The sequence below is a fragment of the Streptomyces sp. NPDC058092 genome (genome assembly GCF_042884935.1).
GTDB lineage: Bacteria > Actinomycetota > Actinomycetes > Streptomycetales > Streptomycetaceae > Streptomyces.
In genome coordinates this window covers 1-24,498 of the sequence record NZ_JBHVSY010000039.1, presented here as the reverse complement: position 1 = coordinate 24,498, position 24,498 = coordinate 1, and the positions used below count along the sequence as shown (strand labels likewise).

11 protein-coding genes and 1 pseudogene are annotated in these 24,498 nt (G+C 68.6%); 2 read left to right on the top strand and 10 right to left on the bottom strand.

Going from position 1 to position 24,498, the window contains the following annotated elements; translation table 11 throughout:
• Positions 1 to 826: 826 nt before the first annotated feature.
• The 4 genes from ACFVV1_RS38000 to ACFVV1_RS37985 form a co-directional block, all read right to left on the bottom strand.
• A complete protein-coding gene (locus ACFVV1_RS38000) occupies positions 827 to 7,150 on the bottom strand; it encodes an SDR family NAD(P)-dependent oxidoreductase (protein ID WP_389999491.1) in 6,324 nt (2,107 codons plus the stop codon).
• A 199-nt stretch (positions 7,151 to 7,349) separates the two neighbouring features.
• On the bottom strand, positions 7,350 to 8,633 hold the full coding sequence (locus tag ACFVV1_RS37995) for a beta-ketoacyl synthase N-terminal-like domain-containing protein (RefSeq protein WP_389999488.1): 1,284 nt from the start codon (positions 8,631 to 8,633) through the stop codon (positions 7,350 to 7,352).
• A gap of 178 nt (positions 8,634 to 8,811) precedes the next feature.
• Complete coding sequence (locus ACFVV1_RS37990) at positions 8,812 to 9,021, bottom strand: DUF5988 family protein (protein ID WP_389999390.1); 210 nt, start codon at positions 9,019 to 9,021, stop codon at positions 8,812 to 8,814.
• A gap of 186 nt (positions 9,022 to 9,207) precedes the next feature.
• The gene (locus tag ACFVV1_RS37985; RefSeq protein WP_389999388.1) at positions 9,208 to 10,086 is read right to left on the bottom strand and encodes a hypothetical protein; all 879 of its coding nucleotides are present in this window, start codon (positions 10,084 to 10,086) and stop codon (positions 9,208 to 9,210) included.
• Between the two features lie 941 nt (positions 10,087 to 11,027).
• Between ACFVV1_RS37985 and ACFVV1_RS37980 the strand changes: the two genes are divergently transcribed.
• Positions 11,028 to 11,612 carry an IPT/TIG domain-containing protein gene (locus tag ACFVV1_RS37980; RefSeq protein WP_389999385.1) on the top strand — a complete coding sequence of 195 codons (585 nt, stop codon included), beginning with the start codon at positions 11,028 to 11,030 and terminating at the stop codon, positions 11,610 to 11,612.
• A 1,329-nt stretch (positions 11,613 to 12,941) separates the two neighbouring features.
• Here ACFVV1_RS37980 and ACFVV1_RS37975 read toward each other — a convergent pair.
• Positions 12,942 to 13,436 carry an ATP-binding protein gene (locus ACFVV1_RS37975; protein ID WP_389999382.1) on the bottom strand — a complete coding sequence of 165 codons (495 nt, stop codon included), beginning with the start codon at positions 13,434 to 13,436 and terminating at the stop codon, positions 12,942 to 12,944.
• 3,075 nt (positions 13,437 to 16,511) lie between these two features.
• On the opposite strand from ACFVV1_RS37975, the gene ACFVV1_RS37970 reads away from it, so the two are divergent.
• A complete protein-coding gene (locus ACFVV1_RS37970; RefSeq protein WP_389999380.1) occupies positions 16,512 to 18,032 on the top strand; it encodes a phage/plasmid primase, P4 family in 1,521 nt (506 codons plus the stop codon).
• Between the two features lie 62 nt (positions 18,033 to 18,094).
• On the opposite strand, the pseudogene ACFVV1_RS37965 reads toward ACFVV1_RS37970, so the two are convergent.
• From ACFVV1_RS37965 to ACFVV1_RS37945, 5 genes and pseudogenes are all read right to left on the bottom strand, one after another.
• Positions 18,095 to 18,828, bottom strand: a pseudogene (locus ACFVV1_RS37965) (transposase family protein).
• Positions 18,829 to 19,034: 206 nt separating this feature from the next.
• Entirely contained in the window at positions 19,035 to 19,592 is a 558-nt protein-coding gene (tpg, locus tag ACFVV1_RS37960) for a telomere-protecting terminal protein Tpg (RefSeq protein WP_389999377.1), read from the bottom strand.
• A gap of 3 nt (positions 19,593 to 19,595) precedes the next feature.
• Positions 19,596 to 21,683 carry a telomere-associated protein Tap gene (gene tap / locus ACFVV1_RS37955; protein ID WP_389999374.1) on the bottom strand — a complete coding sequence of 696 codons (2,088 nt, stop codon included), beginning with the start codon at positions 21,681 to 21,683 and terminating at the stop codon, positions 19,596 to 19,598.
• 348 nt (positions 21,684 to 22,031) lie between these two features.
• Entirely contained in the window at positions 22,032 to 22,970 is a 939-nt protein-coding gene (locus ACFVV1_RS37950; RefSeq protein ID WP_389999372.1) for a sigma-70 family RNA polymerase sigma factor, read from the bottom strand.
• Positions 22,971 to 22,980: 10 nt separating this feature from the next.
• Complete coding sequence (locus ACFVV1_RS37945; protein ID WP_389999369.1) at positions 22,981 to 24,171, bottom strand: NAD(P)/FAD-dependent oxidoreductase; 1,191 nt, start codon at positions 24,169 to 24,171, stop codon at positions 22,981 to 22,983.
• Positions 24,172 to 24,498 lie beyond the last annotated feature (327 nt).

The following is a 24,498-nucleotide window of genomic DNA, read 5'->3' as shown; positions in this document are numbered from 1 at the left end:
GTCAACTTGGCCCGTGGCGCAAAGTCACGCGCATGTGAATCTCTGTGGCAGATGGACCATTCAAACTTCAATCGCACACAGTTGCGTCCGTCAAAATTCGATGGCGCCTACGCAGCCTTCGCTGTCACCGGATGCATGTCCTGTGACAGCGAACCTTCACCGATTGATATGCGGTGGCGCCGGACGGCGTGCAGGAAGTCGCGAACGCCGTCCGTGTCCGGCGCGAGGCGCCCGGTGATCTGCTCGCGCAGAAGCGTGTACTGGTGGACGACGTTGTAGGCGGGCTCGGCGGTCCGCCCGGTCCACTGCGTCAGCGACCGCTCGTCGCGTACGGGAACCGGAAGTTCGGTCAGCGTGCCGTTGCTTCCCCGGGCGCCGCCGCAGATGCCCCGACCACCACTGAGCCTGATCGGCCTTGACGGCGAGATCGCCCTCCGTGCCGTTGATCTCCCAGTGAAACCGGGTAGCACGGGACGTTTGGCGGCGGGCGTCGGCCGCAGGTCGGCGAGCCCTGGTATCCCGAGTCACATGCTCAACACGCGGAACGTGGCAGGGAACGCGCCGCCGACGTCGACGCCGTGCCCAACACGCGCACCGAGGTCGACCGGGGGCAGCTGCGCGCGGTCTTGAAAGGCCGGCGCTCCCCCGCTCGCCTCCCTTCGTCCGGCACCAAAAGCGGCACCGGCGTAGGCGTGGGCGGGACAGGACGGCGTTTCCACCGCCTCTTCCCAGTCACGCTCGTGCGACGGCGTCTTCTGCGAGCCTGGGCCTGCCCGATCGGCTTGGCCGGGCCCATGGGGGCCTTCTCAGGGGTCCGGTTGCGTCGTCACCTGCTCGGGGTCGAGCGGTCGGTGCTCTGCAGTTCCAGGCCCATGCGCTCGGCGAGGCCTTCGGCGAGTGCTGAGAGCGTCGGATGCTGCCAGACGAAGTTGCCGGCGAGTTCGACCCCGAGGTCGGATTCCAGACGGACCCGTAATTCCATGGACAGCAGTGAATCGAAACCCAGCGCTTTCAGAGGGGTCTGCGGGTCAAGGGTGGTGCTGCCCAGCCGGAGAATTCCGCGAATGTGCTCGGCGAGGTAGGTCTCGAGGGTCTCGCGCCGGCCGATGCCTGGCGCAAGGCCCTCGAGGTGGCGCCGGATGTCTCGGGAGTCCTGCGGCACGTCTGGCGGGTGTTCGTTGTCAGGGGCGAGGAGGCTGAAGAATGAGGACTGTCGTGCGGTGAGGGGGATCCAGGTGCTCGGCTCCCCGGGAATCACCCCGGTCTGGACGCGTCCGTGTGCCAGGAGCGAGTGGAGGGCCAGCAGTCCCTTGTCGGTCGGGATCGTCTCGTAGCCCCGGCTGCTGAAGTCGGTTGCGACACCGGTCTCGCCCCATGGCCCCCAGTTGACGGCGAGCGTGGGCAGGCCTTTGCTGGTCCGCCAGGCGGCGAAGGCGTCGAGCCAGGAGTTGGCGGCTGCGTACACGCCCTGTCCGGGGTTGCCCAGCAGTGAGGCCATGGAGGAGAAGACGACAAACCAGTCCAGTGTGTGCGCTGTGGTGGCGTTGTGCAGTTTCCATGCGCCGGTGACCTTGGGGTTCCATACGTGCTTCAGCTGGGGGTCTTGGATGTTGGTGATCGCGGCGTCCTCGAGGACCATGGCGCAGTGCATGATGCCGCGCAGGGGTGTCCGGTCTTCGGTGGCGGTGGCCACGAGGCGTTCGGCGGTGCCGGGTTTGGCGATGTCGCTCAGTACGACAGTGATCCGGGTGCCGCCGGCGGACAGCTCCCTGATCGCGCGCGCGGCGGCAAGGGAAGGATGTGTGCGGCCGTTGAGGACGATGTGACTGGCGCCCTGCCCGGCCAGCCAGTGTGCGGTTGCCAGGCCGAGGCCGCGCAGGCCGCCGGTGACGATGTAGGCGCCGTCGGTGTGAACGACGGGCGGCCCTTCGGGGAGGACCGCAGTGGTCTGCCCTTGGTTCGGGATGGTCAGGACCAGCTTGCCGATGTGGCGGGCGCCGGCCATCTGGCGGAAGGCGTCGGTGGCTTCGGCGAGCGGATACGTGGTGCAGAGCAGCGGCTTGAGCCGGCCTTCGGTGAACTCGGTGAGGACCTCACGCAGCACGGTCGCGAACATGTCGGGGCGGGTCCGCTGGAGTTCGATGAGGTCAACGGTGCTCAGGGTGATGTTGTGCCGGAACGGGGCCAGGCCGACGGGGGCGTCGGCCAGGATGTCGCGCACTCCCAGTTCGACGAAGCGGCCGAAGGGGCGAAGCGTCTCCAGTCCTGCGCGCACTGCCGCACCGGAGAGCGAGTTGAGGACGACATCGACGCCTTGGCCGTGGGTGGCGTTGCGGGTCTGCTCGGCGAAGTCCAGGGACCGGGAGTCCATCACCCGGCTGATCCCGCGGCCTCGTAGGTATCGTCGCTTGTCTTCGTTGCCGGCTGTTGCCAGTACCTCGGCGCCGAGCAGCTTGGCGACGGCGACCGCCGCCAGGCCGGTGCCCCCGCTGGCCGAGTGGATCAGGACGCGTTCGCCCGCGCGCAGCCGGGCGACGTGGCGCAATGCGTACCAGGCGGTGAGGAAGGCCGTGGGTACTCCTGCCGCGGAGACAAGGTCGAGCCCGGCCGGAATCGGTGCGGCCACCATCGCGGGCACGGTGATGAACGAGGCGAAGGCGCCGCCTTCGAGGTGAACGGCGAGCGCCGGGTCGCCGACACTCAGGTGCTCGACGCCGGGTCCGACTTCGGTCACCACGCCTGCGCACTCGAAGCCGATGCGGTATTGGATGTCCTGCTCGCCGGGCAGGAGCCCCATGGCTGTGAGTACGTCGCGGAAGTTGAGGCCGGCGGCCCTGACGCACAGCTCCACCTCGCCCGGTCCTGGAGTCCGCCGTCCGGTCGCGGCGAGTTCCAGGCTGCCGAGGTCTCCGAGCCGCCCGGTCCGCAGGCGGAATCCGTCCACCCCGTAGCGCATGGTGCGGGTAGCGGCCGTGGCCTGTTCGCAGGCGGCGAGCGGGGCTCGGTCGAGCCGGGCGATGTAGCGGGTGGCACCTCGTAGGGCGATCTCGTCCTCGTGGCCGTCGGCGAGCAGTTCCTGGGCCAGGCTGCGCAGGCCCAGGTCGCCGTGGTCTGTGTCCACCAGGGTGGCGCGCATGTGCGGGTGTTCGAACGTCAGGACGCGGATCACGCCGCGCAGGGCACTTTGCTCGAGATCCACGGTCTCGCCGGGCGCTACCGCACGGGCGGCCCGGGTGACTGCGTACAGGCGAGGAGGGGTGGAACTGCGGGCGGCTGCCTGGGCGGTGCCGAGGATGCGTCGGGCACGCCGCTGGGCGCCCACGGTGGGATCGTTGGTGGTGGTGGGCGATGTGCCGCACAGCATCACCACGGCGCGCGCGGGGGACGCGATGGCCTGCAGGTGTGTGCTGACGGATTCGCCGAACGGTCCGAGCCGCTCGTCTCCCAGCGGGGTGTCCCATACCTCGGCCCGGGCCCCGGCCTCGCGCAGGATGGCGGCCAGTGCCTCGGCGTCTTTGTGGCCCTCCCCGATGACGAGCCAGTTTCCGGGCGGGGGCTGCGAGGTGGTCTGCGGGCGTGGGGCCGGGTGCCAGCCGGCCTCGAGGAACCACTGGTCGGCCTGGTTGTCCCTGTCGGCGCTGTGCGGGCTTCGGCGTGCGAACTTCACTCCGTCGACGGCCATAACCGGTTTGCCCGCTTCGTTCAGCAGACGGGCGTGTCCCGTGGCGCTGTCGGCGGTGGTCTGGGCGATCCGCGCGTGGCAGTACACAGCGGTCGCCAGATCGCCCAGAATCCGTACCGCCTGGATCTGGACGGGGAGAATCAGCCCCTGGCCGGCGTCTTCGACGGGCCCTGCGACCAGGAGTTGCAGGCAGAGGTCGACGAGGACGGGGTGAACCCGCAAGGAGTGGTCTGCGGTCCGCGCGGGCTCAGGGACCTCCACACGGGCCCAGAAACTCTTCCGGTTGCGGGAGGCGTGCAGATCCGTGATGCCGGCGAACGCCGGACCGTGTTCCAGTCCCCGGGAGCGAAGTCGTGTGTAGAGAGCTGCGGGGTCGTTGGGGACCGGGTGCCTTTGGGCCAAGGTGGCGACGGACACGGTGCGGGTGCGCGAGGGCAGGGAGAGGCGGCGCAGCACGGCACAGGCGTACGTCACCCACTGGCCGTCGTCGCCGCGTCCGAAGATCTCGCATGTGGCGTGGTTCGGGGCGGTCATGGTGAGGGTCGTGCTGAGGTCGGTGTGCTCGCTCAGGCGCAGCATCTCCCGGAATGTGATGTCGGTGACCTCTACGTCGGCGGGGGCGGCGTCGAACACCTCGCAGGCGGTGGTCAGTGCGAGGGCGTAGTGGGCGGCGCCGGGCAGTACCGGGGTGCCGTGCACTTGGTGGTCGGTCAGCCAGGGCAGCCTTGTGGTTCCGGCGTCCCCCTGCCAGCAGTGGCGCACTTGTTCGCCGGGTACCTCGGTGTGGTTGCCCGGCAGGGCGGCGACGGGTGGGCGGGCGGTGTGCTGCTTCGCGGGGGTGGCCGGGGCGGGGTCCGCCCAGTGGCGTTTGCGGTCGAAGGTGATGGTGGGGACGTCGGCGAGGCGGTCTTGCGCGTACAGCGGCGACCAGTTGACGTTCGCGCCCGCGCAGTGCAGGGCGGCGAGCTGGGTGCGGAACGTGGTGGGTTCGTCCTCTGTGCGGCGTAGCGTGGGCAGCACGACCGGTTCGCCGGCCAGGTCTTTGAGGCTCTTTGTGACGGCGTGCGTGACCACCGGGTGCGGGGAGAGTTCGATGTACACCAGGTTGCGGTCGGCGGCGGCTGCGGCCACCGCCGGGAAGAAGCGGACCGGGTTGCGCAGGTTGGCGCACCAGTAGGCGGCGTCGAAGGCCGGCACGTCGTGCGGGTCCTTCAGCACGGTGGAGTAGAAGGGGATCCTGGGGGGCTGGGGAGTCAGGTCGCTGAGGGTGGCGAGGAGTTCGGCCAGCAGTGGGTCCACTTGCGGGCTGTGGGAGGCGACGTCCACCGCGATGGTCAGTGCCGGGATGTTGCGGTCCTGCCAGCCGGCGACGAGCCTTGCCACCTGGGTGGGGTCGCCGGCCACGACGGTGGAGTTCGGTGCGGCAAGGACCGCGACGGAGACGGACTCGGCATGGTTCGCGGCGAGTTCGGCCTCGACTGCGGCCCGGTCCAGTCCTACGGTTGCCATGGCGCCGGCTCCGGCGATCCGGGTGAGCAGCGCGGAGCGCCTGCAGATCACCCTGGCGCCGTCCTTCAGTGACAGGGCCCCGGCTGTGACGGCGGCCGCGATTTCTCCCATGGAGTGGCCGATGACACCGGCGGGCTCGACTCCGTGGGCGCGCCAGGTGGCGGCCAGCGCGATCTGCAGGGCGAACAGTACGGGCTGTACTTTGGAACATTTTGTCACCGGTTCACCGGCGCGTACTACGTCCAGTACGGAGAATGCGGCCTCGGTGCGGATGTGGGCGTCGGCTTCGGTCAGGGCCGCTGCGAAGGCCGGTTCCTGCTGCAGGAGGCCGCGTCCCATGCCTGGCCACTGCGAGCCCTGCCCGGAGAATACCCATACCGGCTTTCGGGAGACGGTGACGCTTGTGGGCCCCGTCACTACGGCCGGGTGGGCCCGGCCTGCTGCGAACGATCTCAGTGCGCCGACCGCGTCGGGCGTTGAACGGGCCACGACTGCGAGGCGTCCGCGCCCGGGGCTGCGTCGCAGGGCCTGGGTGTGCGCGACGTCGCGCAGCGGTACGTTCGCGCCGTCGCCCTCCAGCCAGTCGGCCAGACGCAGTGCCGCGGTGGGCAGTACGGCGGGGGATCCGGCCGGGACCAGGATCACTTCGGGTGCGGCGGGAGGGGTCTGTCGCTGGCGTGGCAGGGGGGTTCGGCTGTCCTGTGGTGGTTGTTCCAGGATGACGTGGGCGTTGGTGCCGGAGAATCCGAAGGAGGAGACCGCGGCCAGTCTCGTGGGTGTCTGTACGGGCCACTGGGTCAGTTCGGTGGGTACGAAGAAGCGTGTCTTGTCGGCGGCGATGGCCGGATTCCAGCGGGTGAAGTTCACGTTGGGGGGGATGAGGCCGTGTTGGAGGCACAGGACGGTTTTGATCAGTGCGGTGATGCCGGCGGCGGGTTCCAGGTGGCCGAGGTTGGTCTTGACGGATCCCAGGGCGCACCGGCCGTGTCCGGTGCCGTACACGTGTGCCAGGCTGGCGAACTCGATCGGGTCACCGAGTGGGGTTCCCGTTCCGTGGGTTTCGATCATCCCCATGTTCTGGGGGTCGGTCTTGGAGTTGGTGAGTGCCTGTTGGTACAGGGCTTGCTGGGCGGTGGGAGAGGGGGCGGCCAGGCCGTCGGACCGGCCGTCCTGGTTCACGGCGGAACCGCGGACGACGGCGAGGATGCGGTCGCCGTCGCGTTCGGCGTCGGTCAGGCGTTTGAGTACGACGGCGCCGCAGCCTTCGCTGCGGACGAAGCCGTCGGCGGCGGCGTCGAAGGTGTGGCAGCGTCCGGTGGGTGAGAGCATTCCCATCCGGGCGAAGGACAGGGTTGTCCTGGGGCGGAGCATGAGCGTGACGCCGGCGGCGAGGGCGAGATCGCATTCGTTGTGAAGCAGTGCCCGGCAGGCCAGGTGGAATGCGACGAGCGAGGACGAGCAGGCCGTGTCGAGGGCGATGCAGGGGCCGTGCAGGCCCAGGAGGTAGGAGATACGGCCTGCGGCGACGCAGTGCCCGTTCGTCAGGATGGAGCCTTCGAGTTCCTGGGGGTGTCCGGCGAGCTGGTCCATGTAGTCGTTGTAGCTGAGGCCGGTGAAGACCCCGGTCGGCGAGCCGGTCAATCGGTTTGGTGGGAGTCCGGCGTGTTCCAGTGCCTCCCAGGCCACTTCCAGCAGCAGCCGGTGCTGGGGATCGAGTACGTCCGCCTCGCGGCCGGAGACGCCGAAGAAGTCCGCGTCGAATCCTGACACGTTGCTCAGGTACCCGCCTCGTTGAGTGGGCGTGGGCGCGTCGGGGGTTGGTTCGGTGCCGTCCTGTGGCCGGGGTGTCTCGCGTCCCGGCGGTGGGTTCCCGATTGCCTCTTGCCCCTTTGCGAGCAGCTGCCACAGGGCTGCGGGAGAGTCGATGTCGCCAGGAAGCCTGCAGCCCATGCCGATCACGGCGAGAGATTCCGTCGCGTTGTCGCAGGGGTGCCTGTGTCGGCCCACGGGAGTTCTCCTTGTCGATCGGCTGTGCAGGGGGCGGGGAGCCCCCGGGCTCTGTTGGCGGCTCGCCGTCAAGGTGGCGGCGCACATGCGTTGCGGAATCGGTCGGGTCGGGCGGGGTTTTGTCAAGGGCCGGGGGTTGGCGGGGCGGGTCTCAGGCGTCGGGGCTTGCCAGGAGGATCGCGCTCTTCACTCCGCCGACCTGGTAGTTGAAACTCAGCGCGTGGTCGAAGTCGAGAGGCCGGGTGTGTACGCCGGGAACGGGGTCGAAGGTGAGGTTGTTGGCCGGCTGCTCGCAGTTCGCGGTGGGACATACCTGTCCGTGTTCCATCATGAGCAGGGTCAGAGCGACGCCGAGGCAGCCCGCGGGCGCGCCGTTGTGGCCGAAGCAGCCTTCCTGGGACGTCATCAGCAGGTCCTGTGCGGCGGATCCGTACAGTTCCTTGATCGCGTTCGCCTCGAAGGCGGTGACCACCACGTTGCCGTCGCTGCCGCCGTGGACGTAGGGCACCTGGCTGATCTCGCAGCGGTCTGCGAGACATCGGCGGACGGCGGTGACCAGTTCGCGGCCCGTCTCGTCGGAGGCCAGAGGGTTGGTCAGCCCGTCGCGGGTCGTGGCCTGGGCGAGCACCTGGCCGTACAGGTGGGCCCCGCGCCGGGTGGCGTGTTCGCGGCTTTCCATGATGACGGTCGCTGCTCCCTCGCCGTGGTTGATGCAGTCGGCACGCCGGTCGTAGGGGCGCATGAGGGAGTCGAAGGACGGCAGGAGCGCGGGCATGTCGTTGGACCGGATGATTTCGTATGTCTTCTGCGCGCCCTGCAGCAGGCGCTGGATGTTGCGGATCAGTGTGACGCTGAAGACGTCGACGCCGGTCACGACGGCGATGTCGACTTCGCCGTCGGCGATCAGGCGTCGGGCGTTGCCGATCTGCACCGCGGATGACGCGCAGCCGCACGACACGGTGAAGTTGGGGCCTTTCGACCGGGACAGTGCGCCTTGGACGAGGGCGACGTCGGAGGGGGTGACGGCTTGTTCTGCGGCGACGAACAGTTCCATCGCTTCCGTGACGCGAATGGTCTCGGGGTCGGCTCGCAGCACGGCGAGGTAGCTGTCGATGTTCGCGTCGATGCCGCCGCGTCCGGCCAGGATCGCTGCGTCGGCCAGGTCGCCGGAGAGGGGATCCAGTTCGGTGTCCGAGCAGGCCTGCGCCATGGACACCAGGCCGAACCGGTGCGCTGCGGTGTAGTGGCGTGAGAAGAACGGGGCGATATCGGGGAGGCGTTCGTCGAACATGGTGTCCGAGAGGTCCACGGAGCCGTAGTAGGCGTTGCTCTGCTTGAGGCAGGAGGCTCCTTGGGAGGCGATGTTCCACAGGTCGTCCGCGGTGAAGACGGGTCGCCCGTCACCGGGAAGGCAGAAACCGATACCGGTGACCATGGCATCGCGCGCGTGCCGGCCGCCTCCCGGGTGGGGGGCCGTCCCGCTCACGACACACCTACGTGCAACAGAGAAGTCGTCATGGTGATCCCCTCCGGATCAGTTGGTGGCAGCCGCACGTAGTCGGCTGTGTGCTGCTGAGTAGGAGATTTCGCAGCGGCCGGGTTCGAGCAGGGATCTATTCGGCAATGTATGTGCGGTAGATCCAGTGGTAGACCGGCAGTAGTTCACCGTCGAGTTCGGCATATTGATCCGCGAACTCAAAATGCTCATAACCGTTCCGGTGGGGAACCGTCACTCTTGTTTCACTTTCCAGTGATTTCACTTCCCAGGTCGGCGGAGAGCCCTCCGGTCCCCCGCTGAGCATTACGTGAATCGATTGAGGCATAGCGCTCTCCAGTCGGGAGAATCAGCGCTGAGTTATCAGCTGGGGCGTCGGATCGATTGCTTTCCGTAACGTCGCCCCGAGTGCTTTCCGTAACGTCGCCCCGAGTGCGGCCGGAAATGTTTCCACCACAGAACGGTGAGTGTCACGAAGCCGCGCAACTGGTCCAGGAATCCCATGCGCGGCGCGTCACTCTCCGGCGTACGGGAGCCGGTTCGCAGGCGGTGCAAACGGTGTCGGTGGCCGGCCTCGCGTACGAAACGACGTGAACGCCACGGTGTCGGAGCCGGCCGTGTGCGCCGTCGTGACCGCATCGACCAGCGCGGCCTCACGAAGCAGCGCGCTCTCAGGGGGCAGCGCGCTCTCAGGGAGCAGCGCGGCCTCACGAAGCAGCGCGCTCTCAGGGGGCAGCGCGCTCTCAGGGAGCAGCGCGGTCTCAGGGAGCAGCGCGGCCTCGGGGAGCAGCGCGCTCTCGGGGGGCGGCGCGCTCTCGGGGGGCAGCGCGGCCTCAGGGAGCAGCGCGGCCTCAGGGAGCAGCGCGGCCTCAGGGAGCAGCGCGGCCTCAGGGAGCAGCGCGGTCTCAGAGGGCAGCGCAGCCTCAGGGAGCAGCGCGGCCTCGGGGAGCAGCGCGCTCTCGGGGAGCAGCGCGCTCTCGGGGAGCAGCGCGGCCTCGGGGAGCAGCGCGCTCTCGGGGGGCGGCGCGGCCTCGGGGAGCAGCGCGCTCTCAGGGGGCGGCGCGGTCTCAGGGGGCAGCGCGACCTCAGGGGGCAGCGCGACCTCAGGGGGCGGCGCGGTCTCGGGGGGCGGCGCGGTCTCAGGGGGCAGCGCGGTCTCAAGGGGCGGCGCGGTCTCGGGGGGCGGCGCGGTCTCAGGGAGCAGCGCGGTCTCAAGGGGCAGCGCGCTCTCGGGGGGCGGCGCGGTCTCAGGGAGCAGCGCGGTCTCGGGGGGCGGCGCGGTCTCGGGGGGCGGCGCGGGGGTTCGGGCGTGGACGGCCGTCGGGATCAGGACCGGTCCTGATGGTGGGAGACAGACCCCGATGACGGATCGGACAGCACAGGGAACTCGCATGGCGCCCCTTTGACGAGGTGATGCGAGCCGCCTCTTCCTTGCCGAGGGGCGCTCACTGCGACGAACGATCTCGACGCTGCTCACAGCTGGCTGGCCAGTTCTGCGGCGGATCGTCGGTTGCCGCGCTCCCCGGAGAGGAGGGCAGCCCACCGGTTAGATTCGAAACGGTTATCCCACGGGGCTGAATAGTCTCGCAATGAGGCCGCTGACAGTTCACCCGTATGGCGCAATATGCTGAACGGTGGATTCCTTCTTCTTGGCGGGCTCCGTAAATCCGGTCCCGCCGGGTCACGAAGTCGCATTCGTGATGGTTTGCCGCCGGGGTGTCGCGACCGAAAGGAAATGGCACGCGCTTGGGCAATTATCCGGCAGTGGCCGGTTGCGGTGAAAAGATCTTGGCGTGATTTCTGCTGTCGTGGCGGTGGCCGGCAGCCGGCCATCACTCTCGGAGCAAATTTCGGACTGGGCCGATCGGGTGACTGATGGGCGCAGGGGTTGATGGCGGTTCATTCATTGGAGTTACTGAAGTCGTTGAACCGGTGGGCCGCCCATCCCTCTCCGGGGAGCTGGGCAATCGGTCCGCCCGTTTCGGCCCTTCCTGCCGGCAGGGCTTTTGCGAGCAGAGCCACTGCACGGCCGCTCCGCGGAGCCACCGGCCGGTGGGGCTCTGGACATCGGCTGGTGAAGCGTCTCGCCGTACTTGAGACCGGGCAGTGGTGCGCACGTCGCGGCTGATGTCCGTCGGCCCCCCGGTCGCCGTCCAGTCCGCCCCCGTCCCGAGCGGACTCACCACCGCAAGCCACTGCCCGGTCGCCGTTCCCGGAACCGAGAGCCGTTCTTCCTCTCACCCCTGCCCCCGCCGGGCATGAGGGAAGCCTGCCGTCGCTCTCGGCCGGTCCCGTGCGGACCGCAACGGTCCGCCTGTCGCAGGAGGACCTGTCATGTCCACGAACGCAACCTCGTCCGGCCAGTCACGGCCGGTCGCCCAACTGCCTTTCCCCTTCGGTCCGCTGCTCCTGGCGGTCCTGCCCAACTCCGGACCCGTCGCCGGCGGCAACACGGTCCAGCTCCTTGGCGTGGGCCTCAGCGGTGCCACCAGCGTCCTGTTCGGTACCACACCGGCCACCATCGTCTCCCAGGACGTGCTGGGGCTCACTGTCACGATCGTGGTCCCGGCGAACGCCGCGGGCACAGTGCCGGTCACCGTGACCACTGGTGGTGGTACCAGCAACCCGGTGTCCTACACCTACGTGGATCCGTCCACGCCTGCTCCTCCCACCGCCATCAGCATCACCCCGGCCTCGGGCCCGGCCGCCGGCGCTACCCCGTTCGCGATCGCCGGCACCAACCTGAACGGTGGCACTGTCACCGTCAACGGAGTTGCGGCCACCGTGCTGGGCGGCGACCCGGCCGGGATCCTGCTGTTCGGGATCACCCCGGCCGGCGCCACCGCGGGCAACGTCCCGGTCGTGGTCACGACCGCGGCCGGCACCGCCACTGTCCCCGGCGGGTACACCTACAACTGACCACCCCCTCACGGCCTCTCCTGCCACGTCGCCACGCCGACCGGCCAGGGCTGTGAAAGCGCCGGCCTGCGAGTTCCTCGCGCAGGCCGGCGCTGTTCGGCACCAGGGACGGTTCCGCCGCGACCGGCCCACCCGGCGGTGACGGACCCGGAACGCGAGGGCTGAGGACACGTAGCGAAGCGTGTGCGCGGGCTGCGCCCGGCCAGGCTGCGCCGCCGGGGCATCGGCAGTCCGGATACGATCCGCCGCCCGCGCCGGCCCCACGCCGGCCCCCGGCCGGCAGACGCAAGCGGTCTGCAACCGTTCACCACCGGTTCGGTATGTCCGGGCCGCTTTCAGCCCGGCTCGCCGGCCCCCGGCCGCCAGACGCAAGCGGTCTGCAACCGTTCACCACCGGTTCGGTATGTCCGGGCCGCTTTCGGCCCGGCCTCTCCCCCGCACCTCCCGGCAACCCGCCAGGACGCGGCCGGGCCGGGATCTCACAGGACACCGTTCCTGTCCCCCTCGTACGACGAGCCCGGGACCCCGGCGACGGCCAGAGCCGCCTCTTCAGATACTTTCCAAGCGGCCGATCGCCCGGCCCGGGACGTCCTGCAGGCGCGTTGCGCACCATCTCTTTTGATCAGCACTGCTGAGCGTCCGAGCCCGTGGTCAGGACTTCGCCCTCTGCGGGCGGCCCTGCCAACGGGCCGGTATCTCCTGGAACGTTCCCTCCTGGCCCGACCGGACCCGCGGTTCGAAAGAACGGCAAAAAGGCCCGGGCCGCTCGCGCCTCCAGCCGTGCGGGACCCTCGTGCCCTACGGGCTCCGGCCTCGGTGAGGAGCTGGAACGGTTCGAGACCGACGGGGCGCCCTTGTACGGGCCCGGGTGAAACCGGCGGACGGCACAGACCGCAGGGGACGCAGAGCTCTGGACCGGCCACGGTCCTGGTTCAGTTGGCCGTGTGGGACCTGAAGCGGTCCCCCACCGGTGTCTGCTTCAGCCGGGCCATGCGGGGCTCCTCCAGCGGCACGAGGACGACCTGCTCTCAGGCACTTCATGTTTCCGCAAATACGGCACCTGAGCGAGACCCACCGCACGACCGGGCGCGAGATCGAGCGCCCGACCGGCGAGATGAACCGGCGTCGCGGGCGCTGATCACCGGGCCGGGGCGGTGAGCTGGTGACGTGCCGGACGTGCCGCTGCGCCCCGGTGCCGCAACAGACGGTCTCTGGCCGCTTCCTCTGTCCTCGTCCCGTGGAAAAGCCGCGGCGGACCCGGGTGCCGTGTTGTGTTCATGCGGGGCCCGGCGGACGGGATCTCGGCCGCGGCAGAAATCCGGCAGGATTTCACCCGGCCAGTGAGATCCGTGCCCAGAACGTGCGGCCGCCGTCGGTCTCCTGCCGCGTTCCCAGTGCCTGGGCGGACTGCGCGACCACCACCAGGCCCCGACCGTGCTCGCCGGCGTTGCCGGCACGGTGCGGGACCGACGATGTCCCACCCTCGTCCTGGACCTCCACGAGAAGCCAGTCACCGTCCCTCTGCAGGCGGCCGGTGACCGAGAGGCTGCTGGTGTGGACAATGGCGTTGGTCATCAGCTCAGAGATCACGAGTAACGCCGCACACCGGGCACCCTCGTCCGCTATGTCCTCAAAGTCCATCCACAGCCGGGCCAGTTGGCGGCAGACCGGCACCGCTCGCTCCAGTGCCGGCACGCGGAAGGACGCCGGCCCTCTCGCAGAGCAACCGCCGGCCAGGGCCCGGGCCGACGCCGTATCCGGCCATTGTTCGATCTCTTGGGGGGACAGTGCGATCTGCGCCCCCGGCCAAGCAGTCGGCAGCATGGTTCTTCCTCTCTCGTCCCGGGCCCTGCCCAGCGGGCGGGGCGGCCGGTTGGCGCTTGCGGACACAACGCGCCACAAACCGCCGGCTGCGGATTCCTGCCGTAGCGATGCACTCGCCGGGCGGGGACAACCGTGCCCGGATCCCAGTGGGCGGTTTTGTGACAGGAAGCGGGGCACACCCGCCCCTCGCCGGCACGGCAGGCAGGCAGGCAGGCACAGGAGGTGAGCCAGGCCGCCCGCAGTCCCGCATCCGCGGCGGTGCCGATCCAGCCCGGATCTGCTGCCCACCCGGAGGGGGCGGTGCCCGGACCGGTGCCGTTTTGAGGCTGTTCGTGCTGTCCCTGGCGGCAGCACAGAAGAGAGATGAGCAAGGAGAGCGAGGGAAGCGCCGGGAAGGACGGGAGCGAGGGGGCGAGGGGGGCGCCGGGAGCGAGGGGAGCACCGGGAAGGACGGGAAGGACGGGAGCGAAGGGGGGAGGGGAGCGCCGGGAAGGACGGGAAGGACGGGAGCGAGGGGGGCGAGGGGAACGCCGGGAAGGACGGGAAGGACGGGAGCGAGGGGGGCGAGGGAAGCGCCGGGAAGGACGGGAGCGCCGGGAAGGACGGCGCCGGGCCCCTGGATCCACGGAAAGCGGCCACGCTCACACGGACAGCGCCGATACCCGGTGGTGATACGGCCGTCCAGGCAGGACCGGCACCCCGGACGCCGGTCACCGAACGGGGTCTGGACGATGCCGGTCCTGGGCCCTGAAGGTGACTCGGCGCCATGGGGAGGCGGCAGACCTCCGTGCTCCGGCAAAGCCCCCACGCCGTGCGCGACGGTGAGCGGATCGGCCGAGCACTGCGTGAGAGCGACAGGTATCTCTGCCGATCGGCGTTCCGCCGCATCGACCTGAGCGGTCCCACTGCACAACTCAGGAGTCCGGGGCCGGGCGCCGGACGCCAAAGAAGTCGCCAAGGAAGCTCGCATGGTGCCCCCAAAGAGGTCACATGGGCCGCCGCGCCAGCCGGCGCCACCGGCACCGGCTGACGGATCCAAACCCCTCCCACGGGGGTGCCCATTGCGGCAGTCCCACCCGGCAGATCCCCAGGCTTTCACCACACCTGGACAGCTGCGAGAGAAATGAGCAGCCGCTCCCCCGGAGAGGGTGGGCAGCCCACCGGTTTGGATAGTGACAGTTATCCTCTCGGGCACATATGACAGCAACAAAGCCGACAGGATGTCACCCGAATGGCGTAGTTACGGCAATAACATCACCCCCGCACCAGACCGCTCGAAGACTCCCCGGGCAGGCCGCCATCAACCATCTGGATGAAGTGGTTAACGCGCGCCGACAGCCCGCGATGTCACGGAATCAGCACCACACGGCGCAACGATTCAGCTTGACGAATCGCTTCTTCTGACTCCCTTTCACAAACGCCTGCCGTGACAGCTCTTGGCATGATCCGCTCGACCTGATCCCCTGAGCGAATTCGATGACCGGTAACGCCCTGCGGCAGAACCATAAAGCGTCACGACATCGCACCCCTCACCCTGCGGAGCCATGTGCACTTCGACGCCGCAGCCCGCACCCATCACCCGGCTGAAAGCCGCCCCGTCACAGACCAGACCGCCCCCGCCACCGCGAACCACCCGGCCCACGAACGACGTGAGACACACCTACCAGCTGCCGCGAGCAGGCACGTCGACGCATTCCGCACAGCCGGCCACCGACTCGGACCACGGCACCGCAGTGATCGTTTGACGCCGAGTCACGAAATAGTGCAGCCTCGGTTCGGCAGCATATGAAACCGCATACCGACGAGGAACTCAGCCATGGAACTGACGCCCGAGCGACAGACTTCCAACGACGCCCTCACGACGGGCGAGCGAGATCAGGCGACACCCACCAGCCACACCTGTATAACAATCAGCTGTTTTTGCACCGCATCACCCGGAACCCCCAAAACCCCCGGAGAAAACACTTGTGCGGAAAGTGAAATTCCTTCCACACATAAGCGGATCAAACGTGGATCTCACAGATGGGAGAAGCAAGAGACGGATCCCTGTCACCACCGCAACGATTCAGCCAGACAGTTCCTCGATTCAATACTGCCCCGCACAGCCGGATGAACGTAAGGGCAACAGAAGCTGGACGGACCTCCTGCACCCCCAGGCGTTCCGCCCTATCCACGCTCCACCAATTTGCAATTTGAGTCGCTTCAGTCGCTGAAAGGAGTACACATGGTTCCTGATCTGCACCTATATGACAGCAACACAGGCCAGACGTAGCGTCTCAACCAGCACCTGCGATGCCTGACATCCCACCGACCGCGCTGCGACACGCCCGGCCGGCCGGCCGGCCGACGCAAGACACCCCCACCCATTGCCACGACCACCGAAACCCGGGCCACAGCCACCGCGAACACCCAGGCCTCAGAACCAGCCACCGATACCACCCCTTGAACACCTCAACGACCCCTACCCGGCACATCCGGACCCGCAGACACACCAGCCCGAGTCCAAAACAGGTGCCGCAAACGCACACGCCCCTCCAGCCACCACCGCCACCGCCACCGATACCCACAAGACATCACCACCCGAACAGAACCAGCCGCCACCCGACATCACAAACGCCCCACCGACATCACCCCACAGCCTCCAGCACCCATCCCCCCTCACACACACCCCACACCACCCCACACCACCCCACACCACCACAGAACGCAAACAACCCGACCCATGACATACCGACACCACGAGTGCGCACCCACCCCGGAGAACCGCACACCCCACACACCGCAGAGCCGAAACACACCCGCCAGTGCCCGCCAGGCCCAAGTCCAGGCCGGGCACCGGCCCAGCACCTGACGGCACCCGCCCACACCAGCCACACCCTCGCACCCGGAACAAGAACACCAGCCACAACACACCAGGCCCTCCAGCCCGCACACCACCCCGCAGCCACCACCCCACCACCTCAAAACAACCCACCCCCACCAGCCACCGACCACTGCCACCCACCCCGCAGGACCACACCACACCCTGCCCAACCTTGCCGGCAGCCGCCTCCCGCACGATCTGGGAGACCGTAAATGAATCACGCACCCAGCCACGACGACAGGCCGTTCGACCCCCAAAACGCCGCACGTCAAATTCTGCCCGGCTCCCCCGCCGGCACCGCCCCGGCACAGACCGCCAAGACAGCCACGCCGACGGCGCTGCGGGCAACCGAACACGGCCTGCTCCCCGACACTCTCAGCGACCGCGGCAACGCCAAACTGTTCGTCACCCTGTACGGACGGCACTTCAGGTATGTGCCCGGCCAGGGCTGGTACCGGTGGTCGGGCTACCGGTGGGAGACCGACGAAGCCGACACCGTGCTGTGGGCAGCCGGCGAGATGGCCGAAAAACTGGCAGAGACCGACCCGCACGGACAGCACAACAAAGCAGAGCTGCGCCGGCACCGCCAACGAGCCCTGACCACATCCGGAATGACAGCCATACTGACACAGGCCAAGGCCGCCCCCGGAATGACTCTCAACGCATCACTGCTGAACGCAGACCCCTACGCACTGTGCACGCCGGACGGAGTCATCGACCTCTACACCGGCCTCATCACCACACCGGATCCCGACAGACACTGCCACTCACACGCCACAAGCGTCGCAGCCCGGCCGATGAAAACACCCCGCTGGCAGCAATTCCTCACCGACACATTCGGCGACGACGCCGACGGCCGCCAGATGATCAGCTTCCTCCACGAACTGCTGGGCTACTCAATCACCGGAGACGTCGGCGCACAGATCATGCCATTCCTGTACGGACAGGGAAAAAACGGCAAGAGCGTCTTTCTGAACGTCATCGTCAGACTCCTCGGAGACTACGCAGACGCCGCCCCGCCCAATTTCCTGATAGCCCGGCCTCACACAGCCCACCCCACCGATCTCGCCGAGCTCCACGGCCGGCGCATCATCGTCTGCTCCGAACCCAAGCCCGGCGACCGCTTCGACGAATCCCGCGTCAAGCTACTGACCGGCGGAGACCGGATCAAGGCCCGCAGAATGCGACAGGACTTCTTCAGTTTCACCCCCACCCACACACTCTGGCTGCTCGGCAACCAGCACCCCGAAGTCAGCACCGGCGGCTACGCGTTCTGGCGCCGGATGAGACTGATCCCATGCGAACGGATCGTCACAGACGACCAAAAGGTCGACAACCTCGCCGACGCCCTGGTCGCCGAAGAAGGACCCGGCATCCTGCACTGGCTCGTCACCGGCGCACACCGCTACCTCAACGGCCCCCGCGACCTGACCGGCCCCCCGCACGTACGCACCGCCACCCATACCTACGCGCGGGCCAAAGACCCCGCAACCCGGTTCCTGACCGAACGCTGCACCCCGGACCCCACCAAGCGCACGGAACAAACCCAGCTCTACACCAGCTACCGCAACTGGTGCCAGCACCAGGACACCACCCCGATCTCCTCACGAGCATTCGCCGCACGCGTACGCGAAACCATCGGCATCACCACACCCAAAGAAATGATCCTCTCCAACCAACGCAAGTACTACCCCGGCATCACACTAAATCCCGAACCAGAACAAAAAACATAAACACCGGGCCTTGAGGTGACCCCCGGAGTGTGGACACAGGGGTTCATGAGTCCTTTCCAACCTCACGTTGATGCGCGGTGAAGGACGTGGACGGCCTTGACGAAGTCGGTGATGCGGTTGGTGCTGCAGCGGAGCTTTCGCAGGACTCGCCAGCCCTTGAGGGTGGCCATGGCCTGTTCGCCGCGGCAGCGGATCTCGGCGTGGTGCTGTTGTGCCGGCGCTTCCACCGCTTGAGCCGGCAGCCTCGGAAGGGTACTCGGATCGAGCGGCCGGCACCCTGGTACGCCTTGTCGGCCCAGCACTTGAGTTCCATACCAACGAGCACGTCGATGATGCCATGGGTTCGGGCAGCGGTCAGGTCGTGGGTCGCCCCGGGGAGTGCGGGCGAGGCCCACAGCAGCCACCCGAACGGGTCGGTGAGGACTTGGATATTCATGCCGTGGCGCTGGTGTCTGCCGGAGTAGTACGGAGTGTCGGCGGCGATCCGGCCGATGGGCAGCAGGGTTCCGTCGAGGATCACGAACGCCGACCGGCTTGCGGTCTGCATCGCCTCTGCCAAGCTCGGTGCGAGCGCGGCCAGGACCTCTATCGCCTCGCGCACATAGCGGTAGACCGTCCCGATCCCGATGCCGAACCCGGCGGCGAGCTGAGCTCAGGTGTCCCCGCAGCGCAGGCGGGCCAGGACCAGCAGAGCCTGCCGGCCCGGCGTGAGCCGCCGCCAACGCGTGCCGGTCCCGTGCCGGTGTGCGGACAGCTCGCGCGAGAGGTGCCGCAGGCTCGCGGTGGACAGATCGATCGGATGGGGTCTCCCCTGCTCGAACGGAGTTGAGAGCTTGGGGAAGGGTAGACAAGCAGACGAAGCTCCTGGCAGACGCGGGTGATCTTGGTCGAGAACTCGTCCACCAGGAGCTTCACCAGTTCGTACAGCCCGCCAACTGCCCACCAGCACCATCAGGTTGGAAAGGGCTCAGTATTTGATGCTCGCCACGCGTGTGCTCCTATTCAGAAATCCAGGTCGAGGTAGTCGATGTCGTTGATGGCCACGTCGCTGATTCCCATGGCGCGGTTTCCGTTGTCCTGGAAATACACCTCCTTGAATCCTTCGGCGATGATGTCGCGCATCTGCTGGTCACTCGCGCCCTGATCGCGGGCGTCGAACAGCCGCTGCGCGTATGCCGGGGGGAGGTGGACGGTCAGGCGCCGCATGCGGCCGTCGTCGGTGGTGCCGATCGGTGCGGTGTAGCCGAACCGGGCGCGGGTCTCCACGGTGATCCCGATACTGGTGGCGGCCTGCTTCCTGCGGCGCTTGCGCACCTGGGGCTGCCAGCGGGCGCGGACTTCGTTGCTGATGCGGTCGGCGATGTCCTTCGGCGGGTTCTTCCGCTCGCCTGTGCGGTAACGCTCCACCGAGCGCTGGGTGACCCCGAGCGCCTCGGCCACGGCCTTGGTCGTCTTGAGCTTGCCAACCAGGAAATTCACGCGGGCCTGGAGACCCTTGGGCGGCTCACGGGTGAAAACCTCGCGTTCCGCGCGCTCCAGGGCGTCGTCGATGTCCCCCACGGCCTACTCCCCTTCGTCCAGGACGGCGTCGCGGCCCTTAATGTGGCGGGCCGGGTTGAGGCCCTTCTCCATCAGGTCCACGGCCCACGCCATCTCCTGCACGCCTTCGACCTTGGCCAGGCCCGGGGTGGGGCCGAGACGGAAGCTACCGGGCAGCGGCTTGCCGGACGTGGTGTAGGGCAGGAAATCCAGCGGGCTCGGGCCGGCCGAGGCGTAGACGACGCAGTCGGACAGCACTCCGAGGGGGTACTGACCGGTCGCCTTGGCGACGTTGGCCATCTTGCGGTGCATGTTCACGCGGGCCTTGGAGATGACCGCGGCCCTGATGTCGGGGCGCCAGGTGGGGCGTTCCAGGGCCGGCCACCGCTCGCCGTCGCGGTAGTGGCGTCCCTGCGGGCGCTCGCGCAGCTTGCCCACGCCGCCCTTGATGGTGGCCTTGATCGCCGCGAGGACAGCCACCATGCCGGAGTCGGTCTGCTTGTGCTGCTCCATGGCCGCCAGGAACTGATGGTCGTCCAGGTCCTTACTGACTCCGAGGTCGGCCATGGTGTCGACGTAGGCGTCTTTGAGACGGTCGTGCCACGGGTCCAGGTACGCACCGGTCTCGCGACGCAGGAACGCCTCGATCGGCTGGACGTTGCAGCCGAGCTCGACGGCGTAGGCGACGGTGTGGGTCTGGTACCAGGCCGGGCCTTCGGGGCGCAGGCCGGACGGCGTGAACGGCGAGGGGAGGCGTTGGTCCAGCTCGATGCCGGACAGGTCGACGTACCAGGATCCGGGGATCTTCTTGTCAAACACCGGGCGCTGGACGTATTCGGGGCCGGACAGCCCGACGACGAGGCGGGCCGCGGCGGCAAGGAAGGCGGTGTTGATGTCCAGGCCGATCGCGAAGGGCCGCAGGCACTCCTCATCGGAGAGCAGCTGTGGGTTGCGGACCCACTGGTAGGCCTCTTCATCGAGGAAGCCGCCCGTCCAGCCCTGCGCGACCGGGTGCTCGGTGGGTGCCTCCGGCGGCGCCGGGTCGACCGGGTCCGTGCCCAGGGAGCCGGGGTTGTAGCCGGATACCCACTCGCTGGTCGCCTCGTTCTTCATGGCACGGGTCGGCGGGCGCAGCGCGGTCATCAGTTCCAGGCCGGAGACGGCGGTGGAGCCGCGCGGCGTGATCACCCTCTGGGCGTAGACGCCCAGGACGCGGGCGAGTTCCGACGGCGGAAGCTGGTCGGCGTCGGGCCAAGCCCGGGAGTCGAGCGCGTCCCAGGGCAGGATCGCGAGCTGCACGCACTGGCGCTGACCCGACTTTGCCGGGCGGTAGATCCGCGCCCACGGGCCGAACCCGCGTTGTGTCAGCTTCCACTTCGCCTTGGTGACCTGTCTGACGACCGGGTGGTCCTCGGGCAGGCGCAGCGAGCGGCGGGCTTCGTGACCGTCCAGGCGCTCGGGCAGTCCGAGCCGGACGGCGGCCGACGCGGTCAGCACGATCAGCGGGTCGGATTCCTTGCCGTTGCGGTGCAACCTGGCGGCGCCGATCCCGGACTCCTTGAGGGTCCAGTCGACCAGTTGCGGAATGGTCGTCGCCGGGCACTCCAGCACGATCCCGTCGACGCCGTAGGCGCTGCCGTCACCGTCCAGCACAGCCAACGGCCCGTGCTGGTAGGGGGAAGCGGCGATGTTCGGCACCGCTCGCAGCCGCGCGGGACGGCGCGACGGCGGTCTGGTCCCGGTCTCCGGAGCGGCGACCGGGACAGACGCGGGCGCGATGACGGGAAGGGCCGGGGCTGCCTTCTCCACGGCATTGGTGTTCGCATCCGGGGCCGACGGCGCCGACTCGGGCACGGCAGCAGGCTTCGGGAACTTCGTCGCCCAGCCTTCCAGTAGCCGCTGGTATGCCGACAGGCGCGGCTCACGCGGCTCGGAGCGCCCGTTCTCCCAGTTCTTCACGGTCTGCAGCGTCGTCTTCATCGCCTTCGCCAGACGGGCCTGGGTGATACCGGCGGCCTCCCGCAGCCGGGCGCGCTCTGCCGGGGTCGGCAGCTGGGGCTCTTCCTCCAGCAGTGCATCTACCGCACTGAACAGTTCTTCCTCGGTCGGCACTTACTCCACCTCCAACCCCGGACACTACACTCTTTAACCCCAGCTCACCGTTGGATTTAACCTTTTCATTTAACCCTTTCGAATTAACCGTGCAGCAAGTGAGAGTCGGCATTGTGACTTCGAGCGATAGGTGGCCAGGGGCGCTCGGATCCGCCCTGGTCAGCCCTCCGTGACGATTCGTAGTTGGCCACTGTGTCGACCGATAGTTGGCCATCGGGGATCCGAACTGCATGGCCGAGTTGATTCGGGAGACCGGCGTGCTTCGGCCCCCGTGCTGCTGTGCAGCGCTGGGGTCGAAGGGGTGCCGTCCTCGCTCCGACTCAGGTCGTTGGATTCCGGTGGCTCTGGTCACCATGCGTTGATGACCGGCGCGGTGGGTTCGTGCTGCCGCCAGGCCTCGTTGAGGCGCGCGAGCCGGTCCGCGGCGGCGATGCCGCGCAGGGACGCGACCTTGCCGTCGCTGACTTCGAACACCACGGCGCCCACGACCCGGTCGTCGACCACGGCGAGGACGGCCGGGGAGCCGTTGACCAGCACGATATGGATCGCGGGTGAGCCGCCAGCCAGCCGCCGCTTCGCCGGCGTGGGCTTGAAGCCGGCCCGCACGTAGGAGGCGACCCGCTCGCGTGTCTTGTACCGCAACAGCCGCTTGCCCAGCCCGGCGCCGTCCGAGAGCGCCGTCACGTCGTCGGTGAGCAGCGCCACCAGCCGTTCGGTGCGCCCCGACGTGGCGGCGGCGAGGAACTCCTCGACGACCCGGCGCGCGGACGCGGGGTCGGCCTCGCCGCCACGCCGGCGCTCGGCGGCGACCCGGATCCGGGCCCGGTGGACATGCTGCTGGCTCGCGGACTCGGTGATGTCGAGGATCCCGGCGATCTCGGCATGGCTGTACGAGAAGGCCTCACGCAGGACGTAGACGGCCCGCTCGACCGGCGAGAGGCGCTCCATGAGGGTCAGTACGGCCAAGGACACCGATTCGCGCTGCTCGAAGGTGTCGGCAGGGCCGAGCATCGGGTCGCCCTCGAGGAGCGGCTCGGGCAACCAGGCACCGGCCGCTCGCTCGTGGCGCGCCTGCGCCGAGCGGAGCTGGTCGAGGCAGAGATTGGTGACGACCTTGGTCAGCCACGCCTCCGGCACCTCGATACGTTCCCGGTCCGCGGCCTGCCAGCGCAGGAACGCGTCCTGCACGGCGTCCTCGGCGTCGGTCGCCGAGCCGAGCAGACGGTACGCGAGCGAGGCCAGCCGGTTCCGGCTGGCCTCGAAGCGATCGATGGCTGCGCTGTCCATGCGGAACAGCCTATGCGGCGCCCCTTACACCGGCCCGGTCAGGCGGGGTGGCCAGGCGACGCTTGCGCTTCGGCATGCCGAAGGTCGGATGGGCGATGCCCCACCCGGCCCCCTTGAGCACGCCCGACTTGAGCCGCGCGGCGGTCCGGCCGCCCAGGTACCAGGACTTCGACCGGACGTCCCCGTCCACCATCTGGAAGATCGCGTCCCGCCGCCCGAGGCTGATGTGGTTGCCGTGGTACTTCAGCCCGGTGGTCGGGACCTCGCTGCCCGTCAGACGCGCGATGATCGCGGCGGTCGCCTGCATGTTGGTGAAGCCGGCCGAGGCGCAGGACATCGGCAGCGGCCAGCCGTTCTCGCCGATCGCGTAGGCGCAGTCACCGGCGGCGTAGACGTCCGGGTGCGAGACCGAGCGCATGGTGCGGTCGACGACGATCTGGCCGGTCTCGGCGACCTCCAGGCCGCTGGCGGCCGCGATGGGGTGCACGGCGAACCCGGCCGACCACACGGTCACGTCGGCCGGGATGGACGTACCGTCGGCGGCGATCGCCCGTGTCGGCTCGACGGCTTCGATGCCGGTGTGCTCGTGGACGGTGATGCCGAGCCGGTCGAAGGCATGGCGCAGGTGACGGCGGGCCTTCGGGGAGAGCCAGGCGCCCAGCTCGCCGCGGGCGGCGAGCGCGACCGAGAGGTCGGGCCGGGACTCGGCGAACTCGGTGGCGGTCTCGATGCCCGTCAGCCCCTCACCGACGACCAGCACGGCGCCGCCCTCGCCCAGTCCGGCCAGGCGCTCGCGCAGACGCAGCGCCGAGGACCGGCCGGTCACATCGAAGGCGTACTCGGCCGCGCCGGGGACGCCATGGTGGGCTACGGAGCTGCCGAGCGCGTAGAGAAGCGTGTCGTACGCGAGCTCACCATCGCCGTCCTCGCCGGTCACGGCGACGGTCCTGCGCTCGGGGTCGACGCCGGTGACGCGCGCCAGGCGCAGCCGCACCCCGGTGCCCGCGAATACGTCGGCGAGCTTGCGGAACGCGAGGTCCTGACCGATCGCGAGCTGGTGGAGCCGCATCCGCTCAACGAAGTCGGGCACGGCGTTGACGACGGTGATCTCGGTGTCGGCGGGGGAGAGCCGGCGGGCCAGGTTTCCGGCGGCGAAGGCCCCGGCATATCCGGCGCCGAGTACGACGATGCGGTGCTTCATGGCGTTACTCCTGTCTCGTTCGCGTGCCCTTTGGACGAGACGGCGCCCCGATCACTGACAGGAGACGGGTGTGACGTGCGTCACAGAACCGAGACGAGCGGCTGAGCCTCCGACAGACGCTTGGGCCTGTCTAGGGCAGTCGAAACGGGGCGATGGCCAACTACGGATCGAGATGGCCAACTACCGGTCGGCGTCACAGGCATGGTGGTGAAGTCGGCCCGGGGCGCGGTTCTGAAGTTCCCCCCTGATCTTGGACAGCGGGTGTTTACGCTGCGGGGGTGAAGTCGTGCTGCAGCCTGGCTCGGGTTTCGAGTGGGGTGAGGTACC

Coding starts and splice junctions, on each gene's coding strand:
- ACFVV1_RS37950 (WP_389999372.1), bottom strand. CDS start 22,970: ATGGACAGCGCAGCCATCGATCGCTTCGAGGCCAGCCGGAACCGGCTG.
- ACFVV1_RS37990 (WP_389999390.1), bottom strand. CDS start 9,021: ATGCCTCAATCGATTCACGTAATGCTCAGCGGGGGACCGGAGGGCTCT.
- ACFVV1_RS37980 (WP_389999385.1), top strand. CDS start 11,028: ATGTCCACGAACGCAACCTCGTCCGGCCAGTCACGGCCGGTCGCCCAA.
- ACFVV1_RS37945 (WP_389999369.1), bottom strand. CDS start 24,171: ATGAAGCACCGCATCGTCGTACTCGGCGCCGGATATGCCGGGGCCTTC.
- ACFVV1_RS37975 (WP_389999382.1), bottom strand. CDS start 13,436: ATGCTGCCGACTGCTTGGCCGGGGGCGCAGATCGCACTGTCCCCCCAA.
- ACFVV1_RS37970 (WP_389999380.1), top strand. CDS start 16,512: ATGAATCACGCACCCAGCCACGACGACAGGCCGTTCGACCCCCAAAAC.
- ACFVV1_RS37985 (WP_389999388.1), bottom strand. CDS start 10,086: ATGCGAGTTCCCTGTGCTGTCCGATCCGTCATCGGGGTCTGTCTCCCA.
- ACFVV1_RS37995 (WP_389999488.1), bottom strand. CDS start 8,633: ATGGTCACCGGTATCGGTTTCTGCCTTCCCGGTGACGGGCGACCCGTC.